We start from the raw sequence: 20760 nt of genomic DNA on the forward strand, positions 1-20760 counted from the left end.
AGAGACCACCCATGAAGATGCATATTCTGAGCGGCGGTCGGCTGCGCATGAGGAAAAACGTATACCTGCCTGAGGCGGAGCGCGGTGACACCATCGATCTACCGGTGTCATGTGTGCTGCTGCGTCATAGCCAGGGCAATGTTCTGTTCGACACAGGTTGTCACCCTAGCACGATCGAAGACAGCGCGGCCCGCTGGGGCGCAATGGCCAAGGCCATGGTGCCGATCGGAGGGCCCCAGGAAAACGTCGTATCAGGCCTCGCGACACTTGGCCTGGTACCAGAGGACATCGACGTTGTCGTTAACTCGCATTTCCACTCCGATCATTGTGGCTGCAACGAGTTCTTCAAACGAGCAACCATCTTCTGCCATAGCAAGGAGCTTGAAACAGCGCAAGGCAGTGATGCGCTACAGAGGGGCTACATCCCGGCGGACTGGCAGCACGCAATGCCCACGGTGACGATTGACACGGAGCGCGACTTTTTCGGTGACGGCCGGCTGACGCTGCTGCCCTTGCCAGGCCATACGCCAGGTACGCTCGGCGCCGTGGTGAACCTGGCGCGCGACGGAAGCTTCCTCCTGGCCGCCGACGCGGTCGCGCTGCGAGAGAACCTCGATCGCGAAGTGATGCCGCGCAACACCTGGGATCCGGATTTGGCCATGGGCTCGATTCGGGAAATCCAGCGCTTGGAGCGCGCAGGGAGCACCGTACTTTTTGGCCATGATGCTGCCCAGTGGGAGGAACTCCGCAAGGGAGTTGACGCGTATGAATGACCAAGACAGCAGCATCGTTCAACCGGAAGTGCCCGGCACGGATATCGACGAGAGACCCGGGCGCAAGCTGGTGGGGCAGCCTGTGCGTCGCGTCGAGGATGCGCGGCTGCTGACAGGACTCGGGCGCTACGTCGACGATTTGCCGGCAGGGCATGCCCTTCACATGGCGCTTGTCCGAAGCGACCAACCACATGCGCGCATCGTGGAGATCCGGGCAGATGCGGCCCGGGCCATGCCGGGCGTTCATGGCGTCTATACATGGGCGGACCTGGCGACCCTGGTCAAGCCCGCAGTGGCAACCTCACGCATGAGCGGCTACCAGCCGACACCGATCCATGCGCTGGCCAATGGTGTCGTTCACTTTGTCGGTGAGCCGGTTGTGGCGATTCTCGCGCGCAGTCGCTATGAGGCCGAGGACGCCATTGACGGAATCGAAATTGTCTATGAACCTCTTCCTGTCGAGACCGATCCTGAGGCTGCCGCGCAGGCCGACGCCCCGCTCCTGCATGAGGGATTCGCGAGCAATGTACTTGTCGAGCGAGCCTTCGTACGTGGTGAAGTTGACAACGCTTTCGACAGCGCAGCGCTGGTCGTTTCAGGGAAATTCCGATTCCATCGCAAGACGTCCGCGGCCATGGAGCCACGCTGCTATCTCGCGGAGGTGGACGCGGGGCGCGATGCGTTGACGTTATACACGTCGAGTCAAGTGCCGGGAATTGTGCGCGATGCCATGGCAGATCTGCTGGGGATGCCTGGCAACCGCCTGACAGTCATCGCCCCCGATGTTGGTGGTGGATTTGGCGGAAAGACCTCGCTCTACCAGGAGGAGATCCTGGTCTGCACGCTGGCGCGGAAGATTGGTCGCGCCGTGAAGTGGACTGGCGATCGGCTGGAGGACCTGCTTTCCACCAGCCAGGCGTTTGACGAGCGTGTGGAAGCCGAGCTGGCGCTCGATGCTGACGGAGCGATCCTGGGCCTGCGCGCCAACGTGATTGGCGACGTAGGGGCGTACTCGATCTACCCATGGACAGCCGGGATCGAGCCAGTACAGGTCATCAGCTTCATGCCTGGGCCCTATCAAGTCCCCTGTTATCACGGTCATGTCCGAGGGGTGACGACGCCGAAGTCGCCCACCGGCCCCTACCGAGGTGTGGGCCGGCCGACGTCCACGTTTGCCATGGAGCGCCTGATGGACATGGCTGCCCGGCGTCTTGCGATGGACCCTGCCGAGATCCGGCGCAAGAATCTGGTTCAACCGGACCAGTTCCCCTATAAGACGGCAGTCGGCATTGTCTGGGACCAATCGGCGTTTACCGAAGGCTTGGCCTCGGCGATGGAGCGATTCGGGTACGTTGAGGCCAGGCAAGCGCAGGCACAGGCCCGCGCGGAAGGACGCTGGGTCGGCATCGGTGTGGCGTGTTATGCCGAGCTCTCTGGGATCGGCTCGCGCATCTCGGCTTCGCCTGGAATGCCGATCAACACGGGAACCGACACCTGCGTGATCCAGCTTGATTCCACGGGTGCGATCACGGCGTCTTTCGGCTGCGCTTCGCATGGGCAGGGACACGAAACCACGCTGGCGCAGGTACTTGCCGACGAGTTGGGTGCGAAGCTCGAAGACCTCCGCGTGGTGACCGGCAACAGTGCAGCGGTCCCCCATAGTACCGGCAGCTACGCCAGCCGTACTGCTGTGATCAGCAGCGGCGCCGGCATCCTGGCCGCCAGGGAGTTGCGGCAGCGCATGCTCCGGGTAGCAGCGTATCTGTTGGATGTCACGGTGGACGAGCTGGAAGTTGTCGATAGCATCGTTCGGGTCCGACTGGGCGATGGCAAGCTGTCCTTTGTGGAGCTGGCGCGGGCCTTGTACTCACAGATGGGGCGGGTACCCCCAGACGTAAGAGAAGAGATGTGTGTGAGCCGCGTGTATGACCCAGTAGTGGGAACAACCAGCTCGGCGACGCATCTGGTGCAGGTTGAAGTCGACCCCCAGACCTATGCGATTCATATCCAGAAATACGTCATTGCTGAGGACTGCGGTCGCATTATCAATCCGCTAATTGTTACGGGACAGACCCGTGGCGCGCTCGCGCAAGGTGTGGGTGCCGCACTGCTCGAAGAGGTGGTCTATGACGACGATGGGCAGCTCCTCACCGCTAGCCTTGTCGATTACCTGTTGCCTTCCGCGCCCGAGGTTCCGACGCTTGAGATGGTCCACCTCAAGACAGAGGCACCCAATACTCTGGGCGGCTTTCGTGGCATGGGCGAGGGGGGCACGATCGGCTCGCCGGCGGCAATTGCAAATGCAGTTGCCGACGCATTGAGCCCACTCGGCATCGAGATTTCCGAATTACCAATAACGCCGGAGCGGATGTTTCGGCTGATCCATCAATCCCGGTTTGAATCCAACGAGGAGTAGAGAAATGCAGTTCGAACTAGAAGGAAAGGTAGCCCTCGTCACGGGCGGTGCCCGCGACGTTGGTCGCGAGATCGCTTTGGGGTTGGCGAAGGAAGGCGCTAGCGTCGTGGTGAACTACCACGGCTCGAAGGCCGCGGCTGAGGCAGTGGTAAAGGAAATCGAAGAATTTGGCGGCCGCGCACTGGCAATTGGCTGTGACATCTCCGATCGGAAGCAAGTGGATGCGATGGTGTCCCAGACTGTCGACGCTTTTGGGGCGCTCAATATTCTCGTCAACAATGCGGGACTCGTGATTCGGAAGCGGTTTGCCGACACCAATCCCGATGAATGGCGCAAGCAGATTGACGTCTGCCTGTATGGGACGTTGAACTGCACGCATGCAGCGCTTCCTTACCTCGAAGAGCAGAAGGGCGCAGGCCGGATTATCAGCATCATGGGAGATTCTTCTCGCGTGGGCGAGTCCGGCCTGGCTATCGGCGCGGCTGCCCGGGCTGCAAACATTGCACTCATGAAGTCCGTCGCTCGGGAGACCCGAGCCGGGACCACGGCGAATTCGATTGCCCTTGGTCTGATCGAGACAGCTCATGATCCGGAGTTCGTCGAGGCGAACCGGGAAAAACTCACGAAGCTCTATCCGCTGCGTCGTCTCGGTCAGCCAGCAGATGTGGCTCCCCTGGTAGTCCTGCTCGCTTCTGGACGTGGCAGTTGGATCACCGGCCAGGTCGTCAGTGTCAGTGGTGGCTTCAGCATGGTCTGACGGAGGGTGGCTCAGCGGCTGGCAAGCTGGCTGGGCCGTCCCAGTATTGGGGAGACAACCATGATTCATACAGAACTGATTGTTCCGGTATCGGAACTTCTGCGCCGGCATGCCGCCCAACGGGGCAACAAGATCGCGTTTCAGGACGCCGCAAGCGCGATAACTTACGCGGAACTGAACGCGGCTACGGCCAATCTGGCGAGCCACCTCGAACGCCTCGGCGTCAGCCAGGGAGATCGCATTGCGGTCATGCTGCCCAACTCGGTCAACTGGGTGGTGAGCGTGTTGGCGATTCTCCGGGCCGGCGCAGTAGCAGTGCCAATTAGCATTGAGGCCACGGACGCGGAGGTCGGATATCGCCTGACGGACGCACAATGTGTCTTGACAATCGCAATATCTGCAAAGGTGGGGCAACTCGAGGCGCTGTCCCGCGATCTCGCCACTCGGCCACTGATCATCGAAGTGCAGGACGCCAACGAGCAACCGTCCGAGAATTCCTTTGTGCAATTGCTTCATGAAGGGACAGGATATGCGCCGCGTGACCCCGTCGATATTGATGGGCCAGCTTTCGTGGTTTATACGTCCGGAACGACTGGGAAGGCCAAGGGCGTACTTCTGACCTCGCGCAGCATGCTATGGGTGGTAGCTGCTTGCTGGGCCCCTATCGCGGGTCTGAACGAGAATGACAAGGTTCTATCCTTCCTGCCGCTGTTTCACTCGTACGCACTCAATCTGACCGTCCTAGGCATCCTGGCGGTGGGAGCCACTGAATACATCGGGGAGAAGTACTCCACAGCGGAAGCCTTGCGGCTACTCCAGACGGGCGAGTACACCGTATTCCCAGGTGTGCCAACGATGTTCCATTACCTTCTGGAGGCGACCCGCGAACTTCCCACTTTGCGATTCGAAGGTCTGCGTGTCTGCCTTAGTGCGGGCGCCATCCTGCCTGGTGCGGTGAACGAGCAATTTGAACGTCGCTTTGGCGCTCCACTGCTCGACGGATATGGCATCACGGAGACTTCCACAATGGTCACGATGAACTGGAACTCTGGGACGCGTGTCATGGGATCTTGTGGCTTACCCATCCCCGGGGTGGAGACGCGCATCGTCGATCCGGTGGATGGGAAGGACGTGGATGTTGGCAAGGAGGGCGAACTGATTGTCCGAGGACCCAACGTCATGAAGGGTTACCTGAACAAGCCGGAAGAGACCGCCGCGGCGCTGAAGGACGGTTGGTACCACACCGGTGACCTCGCAAAACACGATGCCGCCGGCTACTTGATCATCACCGGTCGACTCAAGGAGGTCATCATCCGCGGAGGGCAAAACATTGCACCAGCGGAAGTGGAGGAGGCGATCATGGGGTACGACGGGGTGGCGGACTGCGCGGTTGTCGGAATCCCGCACACCATGCTTGGAGAGGTGCCAGTTGCGTTCGTCGTTGTCCGTGCCGGGGAACGCGTTGACGCCGAAGCGCTTAAAGACCACTGCGCCGGTCGTCTGTCGGCATACAAGCTGCCAGCTAGCATCCAGGTCGTTGAGGGCATTCCGCGCACCGGCTCAGGAAAGATTATGCGCTTCAAGCTGCGGGACCTTGTTATGGGTGCCGCCAAGTAAGCATTGCAAGAGAGCTGGCGTGTAAATGCCAGCGAACAACTTCAGTTAGGAGTCACGCATGCAACAGAGCATTACCGGCGAAGTGCTGGGGCTAAGAGATCCGGATCTGTTCCGGCAGCAGTGCTATCTCAACGGAGAGTGGGTCGATGCCGATGATGCCACGGTGCTCAGCGTCAACAATCCGGCGACCGGCGAGTTGGTCGGTACCGTGCCCCGGATGTTGGCTGCCGAAACCGCCCGGGCAATTCAATCAGCCAATCGGGCGTTGCGCTCCTGGTCCAGAAAGACCGCCAAGGAAAGGGCGCAGATTCTGCGTCGGTGGTATGAACTCATGGTGGCTCACCAGGACGATCTGGCCCTTCTGATGACCTTGGAGCAAGGCAAACCACTGGCCGAAAGCCGTGGCGAGATTGCCTATGCGGCGAGCTTTCTTGAGTGGTTTGCCGAAGAGGCAAAGCGCGTTTATGGAGACACCATCCCCGGGCATCAGGCCGACAAGCGTATTGTGGTGCTGAAGCAGCCGATCGGCGTCTGCGCAGCGATCACTCCGTGGAACTTCCCCGCGGCGATGATTACGCGCAAGGTGGGTCCAGCGCTTGCCGCCGGCTGCACGATGGTGCTGAAACCTGCCAGTCAGACTCCGTTCTCTGCGCTAGCCCTTTGCGTACTGGCCGAACGAGCAGGTTTGCCTCCCGGGGTCCTGTCCTGCATCACCGGATCGGCGAGTGCCATCGGCGGGGAGCTCACGGGAAACCCGATAGTTCGGAAACTGTCCTTTACCGGGTCCACCGAAATCGGCAAGGTTTTGCTCGCGCAATGCGCGGCGACTGTCAAGAAGGCGTCAATGGAGTTGGGCGGCAATGCGCCGTTCATCGTCTTCGATGACGCAGACATTGAGGCCGCAGTGAAGGGAGCGCTGGCCTCCAAGTTCCGGAACGCTGGCCAGACCTGCGTGTGTGCGAACCGGCTTCTTGTTCAGGACGGCATCTATGACCGCTTTGTAGCTCGGCTGGCCGAAGAGGTAAGCAAGATGGTGGTCGGCGACGGAAGGGATTCCGAGACAACGATCGGTCCACTCATCGACGTCGCCGCAGCGCAGAAGGTCAAGGAGCACGTCGCCGATGCCGTCTCACGCGGCGCGAGCGTCGTAGTTGGTGGTGACTACCATGCGCGCGGCGGTAGTTTCTTCGTTCCTACTGTGCTGGCCAATGCGACTCGCGATATGCGCATCTTTGCCGAGGAGACATTTGGGCCGGTTGCTCCAATCTTTCGGTTCGAGACTGAGGAGGAGGCAATTGAAATGGCGAACGACACGCCATTCGGTCTCGCATCATACTTCTACGGCCGTGACATCGGTCGTGTCTGGCGGGTCGCCGAGGCGCTCGAATACGGCATCGTCGGCGTCAACGAAGGCTTGATCTCGACAGAAGTCGCTCCGTTTGGCGGGGTGAAGGAAAGCGGCCTCGGGCGAGAAGGGTCCAAGTATGGGATCGAAGACTATCTCGAAGTGAAGTACGTCTGCATGGGCGGGGTCTAACGGCCGTCCCAGGCAGGTCCTCGATGGCCTGTCTGGGTACCGTCCGGCCGGTGGATTGGTCGCCATATTGCAATGACGACCTTTCCGCGCGCACGTCTGCTGAACCCTTCCAGACGCACCGTAAGTGTTCTTGGGAGCCGCACGTGGCGATCTACGAGTTTAACGGCGTCAGGCCGCAGGTCCACCTGACAGCATTCGTTCATCCGTTGGCGTGCTTGATCGGTCAGGTCATCGTCGGGGCGAATTGTTACATCGCACCGTTTGCGTCGCTACGTGGCGATTTTGGTGGAATCGAAGTGGGAGAGGGCAGCAATATTCAGGAATCGTGCACCTTGCACGCAAAGCCTGGAGAAGCTTGTCGGCTCGCCGCGAACTCACACGTCGGTCATGGGGCGATCGTTCACGGCGCGAAGGTTGAGCAGAACTGCCTGATTGGGATGAACGCCGTGGTGATGGACGATGTCGCCATTGGTGAAAACTCGATTGTCGCTGCATCCGCATTTGTCAAAGCTGGCATGCTGATTCCGCCGAATTCGCTAGTAGGGGGACTTCCTGCGACGGTGATCCGAGCACTCAGCGACGTCGAGATTAAAAGTAAGGCGGCGGCGACACGCCGCTACCAGGTGCTGGCGGCCGACTGTCATCGATCTTTGCTGCTCGTGGGATGAGCCATCAACACGGAGGCGAGGAAGTACGCGTGTCGAGCGCAACGTCCCAGTGGTTGAATAGGAATAGAGCAAATGCTGGAAGTCTGCAGGGAACGAACACATGCATGGCGTACTGAGCGTGCATGGCACGGGCGCGGAGCGGCGTGGCATTGGTTGCGACGTCCGGGTTCGCTCACGGCTCACCTTCGAACACTGGGAGATGTCCGGGTTGAGGTCCTTTTCGAGGACTTTATCGAACTTGGTGCAAGCGCGAGCGTCATGGGCCGGCATATTGCAACGACGATGTGGGCGCGGGATGTCACGCTTTGCGTTGATGGTCGACCCGCCATTGTGGCGCGGACCTTGGTTGAAGCCAAGGACAGTGTAAGGGTGTGGCGGGCAATCAAGGGCCTACGGGACTGCCCTCTTGCAACACTCTTGTACCACGACGTGAACGTACAGCGTTCGCCTTTTGAGTACGGGCTGCTTGGTCGTGAACATCGCCTGTTCCGACTTGCGCGTCGCATCGTTCCAGAGATGCACGCCTCGCGCCTCTGGGCGCGACGCTCAGTCTTCTGTCGCAAAGGAGCAAGGCTCGCTGTCGCGGAGTGTTTCATGCCTTGGTTGTATCAGGATGATCCGGCATGCAGCACAGGCAGATAGCCGCATACCTGAGGTCTGCCGAGGAGGCGGTCGCAGGGACAGTGCACTGCGATCAGTGAAGTCGAGCAAGCGGTCACGCCTGGCGAGAGAGCTGCTTGCCATCATGCCGAGGGTGGCGAGTCCTTCCGATCAGCCCTTCATCGTTTTGAGAAATTTGCTCGACTCACGGGTCGATACATAACATACATACATAGGAGACACGCAATGCGTCACATCGATGTTCACAAGCTGGCGGATGACGCCCGCTTCAATAGATTTCATGCGGTCGTACTGTTCTGGTGCGCACTCATTATCGTGTTCGATGGCTATGACCTGGCCGTGGCGGGCATCGCGCTGCCCTCGATCATGAAGGAAATGGGCGTCGACGCCACAAGCGCCGGCTTCATGGTTAGCTCCGCGCTGTTCGGGATGATGATCGGGGCAATCTTCCTTGGGACGATTGCGGATCGGATCGGACGTCGCAAGGCGATTGCGATTTGTATCGGGCTGTTCAGCGTGTTCACAGCGATGGCAGGGTTCACCCAGGATCCGATTCTATTCAGCATGACGAGGTTCATGGCGGGCCTTGGTATCGGAGGGGTGATGCCGAACGTGGTTGCCCAAATGACAGAGTTCTCCCCGAAGCGTATCCGCAGCACAATGGTAACGTTGATGTTCAGTGGCTACGCCGTAGGGGGCATGTTGGCGGCAATCCTTGGGAAAGGGTTGATCGAATCGTATGGGTGGCAATCGGTCTTTATCGCCGCCGGCTTGCCTGTGGTGTTGATTCCGATGATCGCGAAGGCCATGCCAGAATCGATGCCGTTCCTCATCAAATCGGGACGGATTGAGGAGCTGCGTCATACGGTCGCGAGGCTTGAGCCGTCGTACCGGCCGCTGGCCGATGATCGCTTTGCGTTGCCGGTTGCAGACAACGCCGACGATGCCCCTATCCGCCACCTGTTTCAGGACGGACGCAGCATCAGCACTCTCATGTTCTGGGTTGCGTTCTTCATGTGCCTGTTCATGATCTACGCATTGAGTTCATGGCTGGCTAAACTGATGGCAAGCGCTGGTTACAGCCTCGGTTCCGCTCTTACCTTTGTACTGGTGCTAAATTTCGGTGCCGTGATCGGTGCGATCAGTGGTGGTTGGCTGTCTGATCGCTTCCCCATCAAATATGTGTTGATGGGCTTCTTTGCGCTGGCAGCTGTGTCCATTTCCATGCTTGGCCAACCGGTGCCAACGACGGTCCTCTATTTCCTGGTCGGGATGGCGGGCGCGACCACCATTGGTACTCAAATCCTGGCGTACGCATACGTTGGCCAGTTCTACCCGATGGCTGTACGTTCCACGGGGATTGGCTGGGCCTCCGGCATTGGACGGAGTGGCGCCATTCTCGCCCCGATCGTGATCGGCACACTGGTTAGTATGAAGCTGCCCCTCCAACAGAACTTCCTGGTGATTGCCGTGCCTGCCATTATCGCAATGGTGGCGACCGCGTTTGTGAATCATGGCCGATCGGCATCGGCGGCCGATCGGGAGATCGATTCGGACTCGGTCACTGCGACAGCCAGTGATCCGCGTCCGACTGCCCTTCAGTAAGGGGCAAAACTGACAGGCCCGCGGGAGTGGATCAATGGACGGCTTGACATCGATGTGCTGAGGACACGGAGCCAACCGAGTTTGGAGTCCGCCCCGCATTTTTGACGATAAAAAGGACCCGTGATGCGTTTTGTTTTGTTGGGAGCGCCTGGCGCTGGTAAGGGCACGCAAGCCAAGTTCCTCTGCGAAAGTTTCGGCATTCCGCAGATTTCCACAGGCGACATGCTGCGCGCCGCAGTGAAAGCCGGCACGCCTCTGGGCATCGAAGCCAAAAAGGTGATGGACGCGGGCGGACTGGTGTCGGATGACATCATTATTGACCTAGTAAAGGACCGTCTTAAGCAGCCAGACTGCGAGAAGGGGTACTTGTTCGACGGTTTTCCGCGCACGCTTCCCCAAGCCGAGGCCATGAAGGAAGCCGGCGTGGCCATCGACTACGTGGTGGAGATTGACGTGCCGTTCGATGCCATCATCGAGCGCATGAGCGGCCGCCGCGTGCACGTGGTGTCGGGCCGCACCTACCACGTCAAGTACAACCCGCCGAAGGTGGAGAACGTTGATGACGAAACCGGCGAGGCGCTGATCCAGCGCGATGACGACCAGGAAGACACGGTCCGCAAGCGCCTGGACATCTACTCGCAGCAGACCCGTCCGTTGGTCGACTACTACTCGCAATGGGCAGCTAGCGGGGATGTGCAGTCCAAAACGTCGGCGCCCATTTTTCGGAGAGTTGCGGGGCTTGGTAGCGTAAGCGAGATCGCGGCCCGACTACTCGGTGTGATTTCGTAGTCTATCCGTGGATATGACGCGCCGAGGTTTGCAAATGACCGACGAGAGCGAGACTGAAAATCGTGTGGCTTTCGCGCACCGTCAGACAGATGGAGTTCCTGGTCAGTACGCGGTGCGGCGCGGGCGGTTGCGGCGGCCGTCAAAGGAGGTGGGGCGCATCGGCGCGCCAGTGACGGGCGGCCCGTTCTGCCGGATCCCAACCGCTCGTCGTCGACAGCGAACTGTGGCCGAGGTTGTCGCGCACGAAGCGCAGGTCGACCTGCTGGTCGGTCATGCAGCCAGCGGTGTGGCGCAGCCAGTGCGCCGAGGCGCTGGCCAGTACCGCGGTTTGCGCTTTTCATTCCAGCAGTTCCCAAACATGAACACATTGCTTCCAACTATGGGGGCCTCCATAGTTTCACGATAGTGAAATAAGCCGCCGGCTCGCGATTTTTTCGCTGCCCAAGCCGCTCCAGCGCCGCTCCAGCGTGGCTTCATGGGCGTGTATCCATCTCACTTTGCAGGTAGCCGCCCCGTTGTCGACAGCGAGCTGTGGCCAAAGTTGTCGCGCACGAAGCGCAGGTCAACCTGCCGGTCGGTCATGTGCGAGCCAGCCGCGTGGCGCAGTCAGTGCGCCGAGGCGGCTGGCCAGCACTGCGCTTGCGGTTCCCATTAGCGCCAAATAAACCGTCGAATTGGTGGTGGTGCGGCGGTCATTTAGCTGCGAAGCTTCTTCCAGTCAAAGCCTTCCAAATCAGTTAGTTTCACCTGACGCTGGATGAGAGGGCGAGCTGTTGACTTCACCTTATCGAATTTCGTCCCTAGTTGAATCCCCAAGCGCCCGCCTGCGCCAATGACGGTAGTTAGGGGCTCAACTTCACTGCGATGCAGCAAGAAATAGACTAGCGGGGGGAGGTCTTCGCCGGCAGAGCCGGGCATTTCCCCAATCAGAACGAGAAAGTCATACCTCTTCGGCCTCGCAGCTGACCCGAGCACGTTGGGCCATAGCCATACAAATGTCTTACTATAACGCTCACGGCATTCAGAGTAATCTTCATTTGATTTATCATATGCTGGGCTAAATTTAACTTCGATTCTAGCCCTTTCCGGCGTTCGCACATCAAACTTCGCGGCATATGGCATAAGGGACACTTTTGTGGTATCGGCAATTAGATACTCGCCTCTTCTCCCTTGGAATATGGAAGGTAAAGTCCGGCACCGCGTGGCCATTTCTTGGATCAGCCTCCGCTCAGCACGCAATCGACCTTGCAGATCTCTCACCTCGATTTGCAGCTTTACGACCAGATCTTCCAGCGAGCATTGTCTGTCTCGCGTACGGATGAGGCGTTTGATCGTATTTCCGCCGTTCTTAATCGAAGAATTTTGTTCCATATACACCGCCCCACTCGGAGATTCGAGCATAGGATATGGATTCCTATATCTCAATGAGTTTTCGTGTTGTTTTCTGTAATCATTCTGTATATTAGCTATTATGTTACGAGTAGCGTGAGACGGCCGCAATTTCAAGAATTTAGTTGGCAATTCTTCTATAATCGAACAACGAACGAAAGAGGCGTGCGACGGGCGGCAGCGCTAGCTCAGAGCCGCAAAGATTTTTGCCTCGCTGTGCAGGTAACCGCTCGTCGTCGACAGCGAGCTGTGCCCGAAGTTGTCGCGCACGAAGCGCAGGTCAACCTGCCGGTCGGTCATGTGCGAGCCAGCGGTGTGGCGCAGCCAATGGGCCGAGGCACTGGCCAGCATCGCGGCCTGTGCTTCCCATTCGGGCCGCGCGCGCGCAGGCGCTCGGCCGCCTTGCCGAAGACTTCTTTCAGGATCAGGTGCAGCGCGCCGCGTGACAGCGGTTTCTCGCTGCCCGCTCTTCCGGTCACTGGCAGTACCAGGGAACGCGCCTCCCCGAACTGCGGGGTCGGCGGCAGCTCTTGGGCGCGGCGGTAGCGTGCCAGTTCGGCGATCAATTCGGGTTGCCGGCACCAGCCGGGTCTTGTTGCCCTTGCCGGTCACCTCGAGCCACCAGCGCTCGGTTCCCTGGGCATCGCGCCGCCAGAAGAACGCGCCCATGGTGGTTGGCCGTCAGCTCAGACGCCCGCAATTAGCCGAGATATAGCACGGTCAGCACCCAGCGGCAGCGCGCCGCGTGCAGGCGTTCCCGCGCCGTCTCGGTCGGCATTGCTGCGACCGTGTCTTTGACTCCCACAGGTCGTGGCTTAGATAGCGCGTGATGCGCGTCTGGGCGGGGGCGCGCCGGCGGCGAGCGAGGGCGAGGCCTATGTGCATCGGGAAGTCACCTCGGCTGCAGCGCGACTCGATCATTTCCTCAGTCGAAACGGTGTGGCGGCCGATGAATGCGTGACCGTGATCAGCGACGACGCCGGTGAATTTGAGAAGACCGTACAGGGTAGTCGACTTGCTCGCGGCAGGATTCTCGATTGGTTCCACATCGCCATGCAGTTCAACGCAGCGCAGCGTTCCGTCTTCGGCAGCAAGATGATGGACGCACTGGAGCGAGAGGAACGAGAATCGATAGAGACTGAAATAACTCACGCCAAGTTTCTAGTCTGGCATGGCAAGGGCCGCAAAGCCTTGGAGCGCATCAAGGCACTGGACGCTCAGCTGCTGACGCGGACAGGGTATGAGTCCAGCACTCTGTGTGAGCACCTACATAAAATCTCCTACTACCTGAGGAACAACTCAACTACGTTGGTCAACTACGGCGCACGGCATCGAAAGGGCCTGCCAATCATCAGTAGCATCGCGGAGTCCGCGGTGAACCAAGTCGTGAGCCATCGCATGGCTAAGAAGCGACAGATGCGCTGGACGGACCAAGGAGCGCATTGCCTGGTGCAGGTCAGGGTCGCGGTTTTGAACGGGGAACTCTCACCCAACCGCATCTCGGCGCTTGAGCTCGCTGTCTCGCGTCACAGCCAATCCACCAGGCCACCATCGCCGAACTCGCACCGGTCGCCGAACAAAGCAAGCCGTGACATGCTTGCGGAGAGTCCGGGTGCCTGACTAAATTCGCCTCCCCAACATTTGCACGCTCTCCTTCACGCACAAGCTGCGACCTGTTGGAGAATGGCAAAGCCGTCAGAACAGCCGGTCCATCCAGCCGCGAGTGTCCGGCGACCGCCCTTGCTGAATATCCAGTAGCGCCGCCTTCAACCGATCAGTGATAGGACCAGCCCCCCCATCCCCAACAGTAAAGTTGTAGTTTCGCCCTTTCACTTTTCCAACGGGAGCGACAACGGCAGCGGTTCCGCAGGCAAAGGCCTCACGCAAGCGCCCGCTCGCGGCGTCGGCTTGCCATTGGTCAATCGCGTACGGTTCTTCGCGCACAGTTAACCCCATGTCTCGAGCGAGAAGGATCAGGGACTCACGCGTGATGCCGGGCAGAATTGTGCCTGTCAGCGGTGGGGTCTGGAGCGATCCGTCCTGGAAGACAAAGAACACGTTCATTCCACCCAGTTCCTCGACCCAGCGTCGCTCCACAGCGTCGAGGAAAATTGCCTGGTCGCAGTCTTCTCGGGCCGCTTCAGCCTGAGCGGCCAGGCTCGCCGCGTAGTTGCCGCCGCATTTGGCATCACCGGTACCGCCAGGCGCTGCTCGCGTGAAGTGCTCAGATACCCACAGGGTCACTCCCGGCGCGCCGCCCTTGAAGTAGGAGCCCACAGGCGATGCCACAACACAGTAAAGGTAGTCGGCCGAGGGCTTCATGCCCACGAGCACTTCCGTAGCGATCATGAATGGCCTCAGGTAGAGGGCCGCGCCTTCCGTAGTAGGAATCCACTCTCGGTCAAGACGGACCAACTCGCGGACGGAGTCGAGAAAGAGTTCTTCAGGCAGCGGAGTCATCGCGAGGCGATTCGCGGAATTGCGAAAGCGGCTTGCATTGGCGTGCGGGCGAAACAGCGCCGCACCTCCACCAGGCAGACGATAGGCCTTCATGCCTTCAAAGATCTCTTGTGCGTAGTGGAACACAAGCGTCGCAGGATCAAGACTGAATTGACCACGCGGCCCGATCTTGGCGTCATGCCAGCCGCGCTCAGCGCTGTACCGCGCGGTAGCCATGTGGTCCGTGAACACCCGACCGAAGATCGGGTTTTTAAGTAGCTGCGCACGCTCACCAGCCGCCACTGGGGTCAGACTTCTTTCGATCGAGAATTTCGACCCGCCATCATTACTCATTTTTTCTCCGTTAGTCGCGGTCGTACGGCAAGTGCCAATTGCGAGATATCCTGAGGCAGAGACAGTAGTTCCGTACTGCGAAGTTGGCCTCGAGGAAAAACCCAGATTCGTCATCCAACGATCCCGATCGCCTCTTCCGTGGGATTGGATGTCAATCACCGCTTACACATCGTCCTTAGCGCTCTCGAAAGACGCAGCAAGTCGGATGAGGGACGGTAGTAGAGTGGATTGTGTCCTCATCTGCTGTTGTCGGAAATAGCGATCAAGCTCACTCGACTGGATGATCGTACTGCGCGTCGTAAATGCAGCGACACTGCCAGTGTGTGCAATACGATCGAAACATCTTGGAACTCGTCACCCAGCCCTTCGCTTCCGTTCCCGGACTCGTGGTTGAGTCCGGGAACGCTGGGGTGTCAGAGGCTCTCGAACGGAATCAACTGCGCGCGCCTGGACGTGCACCGCCCAAGGACTGGTAGATCAGATTCGTCGCAGTGAATCGATTCACGAAACTATAGCTGCGAAGGTCCAAGGGAGCTATTCGGGTAAACGGCAACAGAAAAGGAGCCGCGTGCACCCCAAACGCTCACACCATCACCCCATCGGCCATCGCCATTCATCGGGCGGCTTGCCGCCGCGATTGACAGGGCAAGACATGGGTGCCAGCGCGCAACTTCGCTTTCCTAAGGAAAAATACCGTTTGACATGGGATCGGCTTCCTCCTATCTTTCCGGCGATGAATCGATTCATGGAAATTCTTACTAGGAGTCAGGTAGGGAGGGCCGACGTGGGCGCCGAGCCCTTAAGTCCCCAATTGCGCCCCGCCCAGCCTCTATGAGGCTGGTGCCTCGCCTGTCGCCAGGGCGGCGACTAGGGCGCTGTCCCGCCGCCATTCCCTGCGATAGGAGGGGGCAAGAGGGGAATCTCGAAGACGGCGGCTGGACCGGAATGACACGTCAGTGTCTTGTCCGGTGAAGGCATTTCACTGGAGGAAACATAGAGATGAGTAAAACAAAGATCGCGCTGACGGCGCTGTGTACCGTTTCCGCGGCGACTGCACAGGCGCAGTCGAGTGTGACACTGTATGGTGTGCTTGATACACCAATTGAGTATGTCAATCACATGGCGAGTAGCCCGCCGACAGTCAATGCCGTGACGGGAGCTGTCACGCAGCAACCTGGTGGCAATCGCTTTTCGATAGTGAGCGGCGGCGCAATGGCTGGCCCGCGTTGGGGCCTTCGTGGTGTGGAGGATCTGGGTAACGGGCTGCAGGCGCTGTTCACTTTGGAGAGCGGTTTCGGTGTTGACAACGGCGTCTCGCAACAAGGGGGAAGACTGTTCGGGCGTGCGGCCTATGTTGGATTTAAGAAAACTGGTTTCGGCACTCTGACCTTTGGCCGCCAATATACGCCGATGTTCGACGTTTTCGCGAATTTCGGACCACTCACTTACGCGAACTTGTATGAACCCTCGGTGGCGCAGTTGGGCCCAGCGTTCCGGGAAGACAATATGCTCAAGTATGTCGGTGTCTTCGGTGGCCTTACTGCCGAAGCGCACTGGAGCTTCGGTACCGGTGTCGGTGCCATTGCTTCAACCCCTCTGGCAGGAGGAGGCGGGGGTGAAGTCCCCGGACATTTCCGCGATAACACCGGCTATGGTGCGGGTGTGTCGTACTTTTCAGGCCCATTCGGCGTAACTGTTGCGTATGACCAATGGAATCCCGCGGTGACGACCGGCAATGCGGGGAAAGCCAAAAAGGCTGGCGCCGCTATCAGCTATACACTTGGCCCGACAAAGCTCATGGCAGGTTACCGCTGGGGCGACACCAAGAATTCAGCGGACACCACGCTAGTGAGGGACGACTATTACTGGGTTGGCGCGAGCTACCAGGCGACCTCGACACTAGTTCTGAATCTGGGGTACTACTACGACAACTTGAAGACACTACGGGTCAGTTCTGCCGCGCCGGCAGTCAATCCCGCCAATCCGTGGCAAGTCAGTTTCGTGATGGACTATAACCTGTCCAAACGCACGGATGTTTATCTGACAATGGCTTATGTGAAGAATTCGGGGCTGAATTTCGACACCTCAGCAACAGGCTTCGCGAACGGTTACTTCCTGTCGCCGGGGCACAATAGCCAAGTCGGCGTAGCCGCTGGCCTTCGACATAAGTTCTGAGTGCCGATGAGTCTCCATCCCTGAGGGGCGCAATCGTGACCTCACCGGGAATTCATGGCCCTGCCGCGCGGTACGGGCCTTTTTTCAGTGGTGATGCGCCAGAGCCAAGAGCGTGAATACCTCGCCACCGCTACGCATCGTCCATCGGACAACTTTGATGATCTGCACGGAATACGTACACAGGAGTGCTGGTTTGCTCAGCCCACACTGCCGGCCACGTAGGCGACCGAATGCCCGCGGCGGCCGGCGTACTGCGCTAGTCTGCAGGCCAGCAGGTCTCGCCGACGCCGGTCGGCGAACCGATTAAGGGGTGTCCGGTTGCGATCCAGTCCGACGGGGCAAAGTTGGTGATCTGCTTGTGATCAATGCCTCATCTGGCGAGGGCATCGAGATCTTCGACGGCGGCGTGGGGGCACTTGAGGCAGGTACGCTGCAACAGGCGAACGAGCTTGCGGTCGTTGCACACGACGAGAGCGCCGGCAGTGGCGCTGCACGCGGATGCGCAAGAGCCGCACCTGGCTCAAGACTCACCGCCGCTTACCTCATTGTTCCGGGATGGCGTTGATTACGCCGACCTTAATCCTGATTGGGAAACTATTCGGGAAAAGAGCAAGGCTATGCCGCATGCGTTTGGTTTCGCCGTAGAGAGGTGCGGGGGGCTCCGCATGATTCACGCACGATCATGTGCATGGGATGTATGGATCGTTTAATTCCAGAAAGAGGTGTGCCGTCGAGTTGGTAAAGGAGCATGTCAGCAGCTTCCCGACCAATCGCTCGCGGATCCTGCGTAACCACTGTCAGCGCGGGTGAGGAAATTCTAGCGTACTGATGGTCACCAATCGAGATGACAGAGAGATCGCCAGGTACAGATATCCCAAGCTCATGCGCTACCGCGAGCAGGGTAGCCGCGTCGTTGAGCGGCGCTATCACCGCAGTCGGTCGAGTGGAGCTGGTTAGCAAATCGTGACATGCCTGTGCATCGAACTTCCCGGTCCGCAGTATCAGCGAAGGATCTGCGGCAATGCCATGGTTGGCGCACTCACGCGAAAATCCGCGAACCATCTCACGTCCCACCCATGTATTAGTATGGCCAGCTACAAGGGCGATTCGTCGGTGTCCAAGGGATGCAAGGAAGCGAGTGGCTTGGCGACAGCCATCAGCATGATCCGTCAAGACACAGTTGAACTCCCCGTGTGCATCGCGCTCCCATAGCACAACCGGAATATTCAGCTTATGGAGAATGCCGTAATACTCAGGCGTTTCGTCATCAGAGATTGCGGCAATGAAGCCATCGAGGCGCCGTTGCTTCAGGCCAGCAAGAATCGCTCCTTCGCGCTGCAGGTCGAAGTGAGAGTTCGCGATAAGCACTTCGAAGCCACGCTCCCGTAGCCGTTCCTCCGCCGCACTCACCATCTGCGCAGCCGTGTATTGGCCGATGTCAGAGATCAGACACCCAATGGTGCTTGAGCTTCCCTTGCGCATACTGCGGGCGACAACGTTAGGCACGAAGTTCAGCTGTGCCATCGCAGCCCGCACCGCTTCCTGAATCTCCGGCGCCACATTGTCTCGGCTGTTCAGCACACGGGACACCGAACCGACCGAGACTTTGGCTAGCCTTGCGACGTCCTGCACTGTAGGAGCACCTTGCGGAGACTTGCGGCTTCGTACAGCAGCAGGCTCGGATTTCGTTCTTTTTGTGTTGGTCATGTGACAGAGGGAAGGATTTCGTAGCGCCCGACGCGCGTGAATCGATGCACCAAATTATAGCCGTACCGTGTCGACCTTGACCTTTCGCCCTCCTGCGCGCGCACCTAGAGTGGGGTTAGATCAGCGCGATGTTGTCCGATGCACGAAAGGAACTAGCTAGGCACGTTGGAGAACGTTTTCGAGCGTGTACATGCATCAAAACAATGCATGAAGGATAGGTGAGACCCCGCGATCACCAGAAATCCGGGGGAGCTTAGGGTTTTCGCTACCGCCCGCTCCGTTGACTCGCGCAGCCGGTCCAACTATTCTAGGTGAATCGATTCACCGCGATGGCTAAGGAAAATCCCCCATGAGTATCGACAAGAAGAGACGAGACGTTTTACGTGCGGGCGTCGCGAGCGCCGCAGGCCTCTCGTTACCGTTTGCGTTTCTAGACCAGGCCATCGCCGCCAAGGGTGGCGTGCTGACGGTTGGGATTCCGAGCAACCCTCAGACCTTTGACCCCATCAATCAGCCGAACCACGATGTGATGGGTATCAACCAACTCATCTTCGAGAATCTGGTTGGCGTAGACGTGAACGGCCAGCGTATTCCGCAGCTAGCCCGGGCGTGGTCAACGTCGCCTGACAAGCTGACCTACACTTTCGACTTGCGACGCGAGGTTACCTTCCACAATGGCCAGCCATTCACATCGGCAGATGTGAAGTACAGCTTCGATTACGTGCGGGACCCCGCAAACAAGGCTTTTCGGCGCCCTTTCTGGACGGTCATCGAGTCGGTGTCGACCCCGAACGCCGAAACCGCGGTCATCAAGCTCAAACGCCCATACCGGCCCTTGCTGGACTATATGTCGAAGTACATGGGGATCTTCCCGGTGGGTAGTCGTGACAAGCTTTCCCCCGAGCACTTCAAGCAGTCGCCCGTGGGTGTGGGCACGGGGCCTGGAATCTTCGTGCAGGCTAAGGCAAACGATTTTGTCGAGCTCCGTCGCAATCCCGCGTATTGGGACAAGCGATTCCCGAACTGGGAAAGGGTCATTTTCCGCATCATCCCAGAAGAGTCGTCACGGCTCGCTTCGCTGATGTCTTCGCAGACACAGATCATCACCGCACCGCCGCCCCAAACTTTCCAGCAGGTCAGGAACGCTCCAGGGATCGTCGGGGAAAGCCGTCCTTCGCCGACAAGTCCCTTGATGATCTCGCTGAATACACGCAAGGCGCCGTTTGACGATCCTTCGTTCCGCCGGGCAATCGCGCACGTTCTCGACCGTACAAAAATCTGCCGCGACCTTTGTTACAACGCGGTTAAGCCCAGCAGTATGCCGTTCTCCTCGGACTCACCGTGGTTTGACGCCGGCTCAGCGGCAAGCATCAACTTCGACATGGAAAAGGCCCGCGCCGCGGTCAAGGCATCCAAGTACTCAAGTGGGGCTTCGTTCGATCTGATGTATGTTCAGCCGGCGTACCTGATTGACACATCATCGACCGCATTGTTTGTACAGGCGCAGTTGGCTTCCATCGGTGTTCGTGCGAATCTGAAACCGCTTGATTTTGGTCAGATGATTTCGCAAATGATGGTGGGCAATCACCAGGCTGTTCTGAGCGCTTACATCGCTCCTCCGGAACCCAGTTATCTTATCAACGCGCTGTTCCGCCCTACGGAAAGCCTATGGAAGTCAAGCGGATACGAGAGCAAGCAGTTCCTTGACTTGATCGATGAAAGCTACCTGGCCGACGATCCGAACGAGCTCAAGTCAATCTTCGCGAAGTTGCAGCAGGTGATCGCTCGCGACTGCCCCGCCGTTTGGATTGGTGTGCTAGAGGTCCAGAATCTCTTGCGCAGGGAGGTGAAGAACTTCAAGGTCAATACCGGCTTCTCGCTGGCTCTACGGGACGCAGAAGTGCGGGGCTAAA

15 protein-coding genes and 3 pseudogenes are annotated in these 20760 nt (G+C 58.9%); 12 read left to right on the forward strand and 6 right to left on the reverse strand.

The genetic code is table 11. The annotated features are described in order from the left end of the window. The first annotated feature begins 11 nt into the window (after positions 1-11). The 9 genes from AC10V3_RS35655 (at position 12) to adk (ending at position 10783) form a co-directional block, all read left to right on the forward strand. Positions 12-773 carry an N-acyl homoserine lactonase family protein gene (locus AC10V3_RS35655; RefSeq protein ID WP_490924492.1) on the forward strand — a complete coding sequence of 254 codons (762 nt, stop codon included), beginning with the start codon at positions 12-14 and terminating at the stop codon, positions 771-773. After that, positions 766-3189: a xanthine dehydrogenase family protein molybdopterin-binding subunit gene (locus tag AC10V3_RS35660; protein ID WP_490924493.1), complete on the forward strand. Its 2424-nt coding sequence runs from the start codon at positions 766-768 to the stop codon at positions 3187-3189. Before AC10V3_RS35655 ends, AC10V3_RS35660 begins: the two co-directional genes overlap by 8 nt. Positions 3190-3193: 4 nt before the next feature. Next, complete coding sequence (locus tag AC10V3_RS35665) at positions 3194-3946, forward strand: SDR family NAD(P)-dependent oxidoreductase (RefSeq protein WP_349606496.1); 753 nt, start codon at positions 3194-3196, stop codon at positions 3944-3946. Between the two features lie 60 nt (positions 3947-4006). Further along, on the forward strand, positions 4007-5563 hold the full coding sequence (locus AC10V3_RS35670) for a class I adenylate-forming enzyme family protein (protein WP_349606495.1): 1557 nt from the start codon (positions 4007-4009) through the stop codon (positions 5561-5563). A gap of 58 nt (positions 5564-5621) precedes the next feature. Further along, positions 5622-7100 carry an NADP-dependent succinate-semialdehyde dehydrogenase gene (gene gabD, locus AC10V3_RS35675; protein WP_490924494.1) on the forward strand — a complete coding sequence of 493 codons (1479 nt, stop codon included), beginning with the start codon at positions 5622-5624 and terminating at the stop codon, positions 7098-7100. A gap of 143 nt (positions 7101-7243) precedes the next feature. Beyond that, a complete protein-coding gene (locus tag AC10V3_RS35680) occupies positions 7244-7768 on the forward strand; it encodes a DapH/DapD/GlmU-related protein (RefSeq protein WP_490924495.1) in 525 nt (174 codons plus the stop codon). Positions 7769-7840: 72 nt separating this feature from the next. Next, positions 7841-8410, forward strand: a complete 570-nt coding sequence (locus tag AC10V3_RS35685; RefSeq protein WP_367576169.1) for a chorismate--pyruvate lyase family protein — start codon at positions 7841-7843, stop codon at positions 8408-8410. Positions 8411-8614: 204 nt separating this feature from the next. Next, on the forward strand, positions 8615-9994 hold the full coding sequence (locus AC10V3_RS35690; RefSeq protein ID WP_490924496.1) for an MFS transporter: 1380 nt from the start codon (positions 8615-8617) through the stop codon (positions 9992-9994). Between the two features lie 123 nt (positions 9995-10117). Beyond that, positions 10118-10783, forward strand: a complete 666-nt coding sequence (gene adk, locus AC10V3_RS35695) for an adenylate kinase (RefSeq protein ID WP_490924497.1) — start codon at positions 10118-10120, stop codon at positions 10781-10783. 139 nt (positions 10784-10922) lie between these two features. On the opposite strand, the pseudogene AC10V3_RS35700 reads toward adk, so the two are convergent. From AC10V3_RS35700 to AC10V3_RS35715, 4 genes and pseudogenes are all read right to left on the reverse strand, one after another. Continuing rightward, a pseudogene (locus AC10V3_RS35700) lies at positions 10923-11120 on the reverse strand (tyrosine-type recombinase/integrase); the annotation flags it as partial. A 60-nt stretch (positions 11121-11180) separates the two neighbouring features. Then, positions 11181-11407, reverse strand: a pseudogene (locus tag AC10V3_RS35705) (tyrosine-type recombinase/integrase); the annotation flags it as partial. A 72-nt stretch (positions 11408-11479) separates the two neighbouring features. After that, the gene (locus tag AC10V3_RS35710; protein ID WP_490924498.1) at positions 11480-12184 is read right to left on the reverse strand and encodes a hypothetical protein; all 705 of its coding nucleotides are present in this window, start codon (positions 12182-12184) and stop codon (positions 11480-11482) included. Between the two features lie 171 nt (positions 12185-12355). Beyond that, a pseudogene (locus tag AC10V3_RS35715) lies at positions 12356-13045 on the reverse strand (tyrosine-type recombinase/integrase); the annotation flags it as partial. Positions 13046-13051: 6 nt separating this feature from the next. Here AC10V3_RS35715 and AC10V3_RS35720 point away from each other — a divergent pair. After that, complete coding sequence (locus tag AC10V3_RS35720; RefSeq protein ID WP_349606580.1) at positions 13052-13792, forward strand: hypothetical protein; 741 nt, start codon at positions 13052-13054, stop codon at positions 13790-13792. A gap of 75 nt (positions 13793-13867) precedes the next feature. On the opposite strand, the gene AC10V3_RS35725 is transcribed toward AC10V3_RS35720, so the two are convergent. Beyond that, a complete protein-coding gene (locus AC10V3_RS35725) occupies positions 13868-14965 on the reverse strand; it encodes a branched-chain amino acid aminotransferase (RefSeq protein ID WP_349606483.1) in 1098 nt (365 codons plus the stop codon). A gap of 999 nt (positions 14966-15964) precedes the next feature. On the opposite strand from AC10V3_RS35725, the gene AC10V3_RS35730 reads away from it, so the two are divergent. Beyond that, the gene (locus AC10V3_RS35730) at positions 15965-17140 is read left to right on the forward strand and encodes a porin (RefSeq protein ID WP_349606481.1); all 1176 of its coding nucleotides are present in this window, start codon (positions 15965-15967) and stop codon (positions 17138-17140) included. A 615-nt stretch (positions 17141-17755) separates the two neighbouring features. Here AC10V3_RS35730 and AC10V3_RS35735 read toward each other — a convergent pair. Next, positions 17756-18772, reverse strand: a complete 1017-nt coding sequence (locus tag AC10V3_RS35735; RefSeq protein WP_349606479.1) for a LacI family DNA-binding transcriptional regulator — start codon at positions 18770-18772, stop codon at positions 17756-17758. A 424-nt stretch (positions 18773-19196) separates the two neighbouring features. Between AC10V3_RS35735 and AC10V3_RS35740 the strand changes: the two genes are divergently transcribed. After that, entirely contained in the window at positions 19197-20759 is a 1563-nt protein-coding gene (locus AC10V3_RS35740; RefSeq protein ID WP_349606477.1) for an ABC transporter substrate-binding protein, read from the forward strand. The last annotated feature ends 1 nt before the right edge of the window (position 20760 follow it).

Source organism: Cupriavidus sp. PB-02, assembly GCF_058252315.1.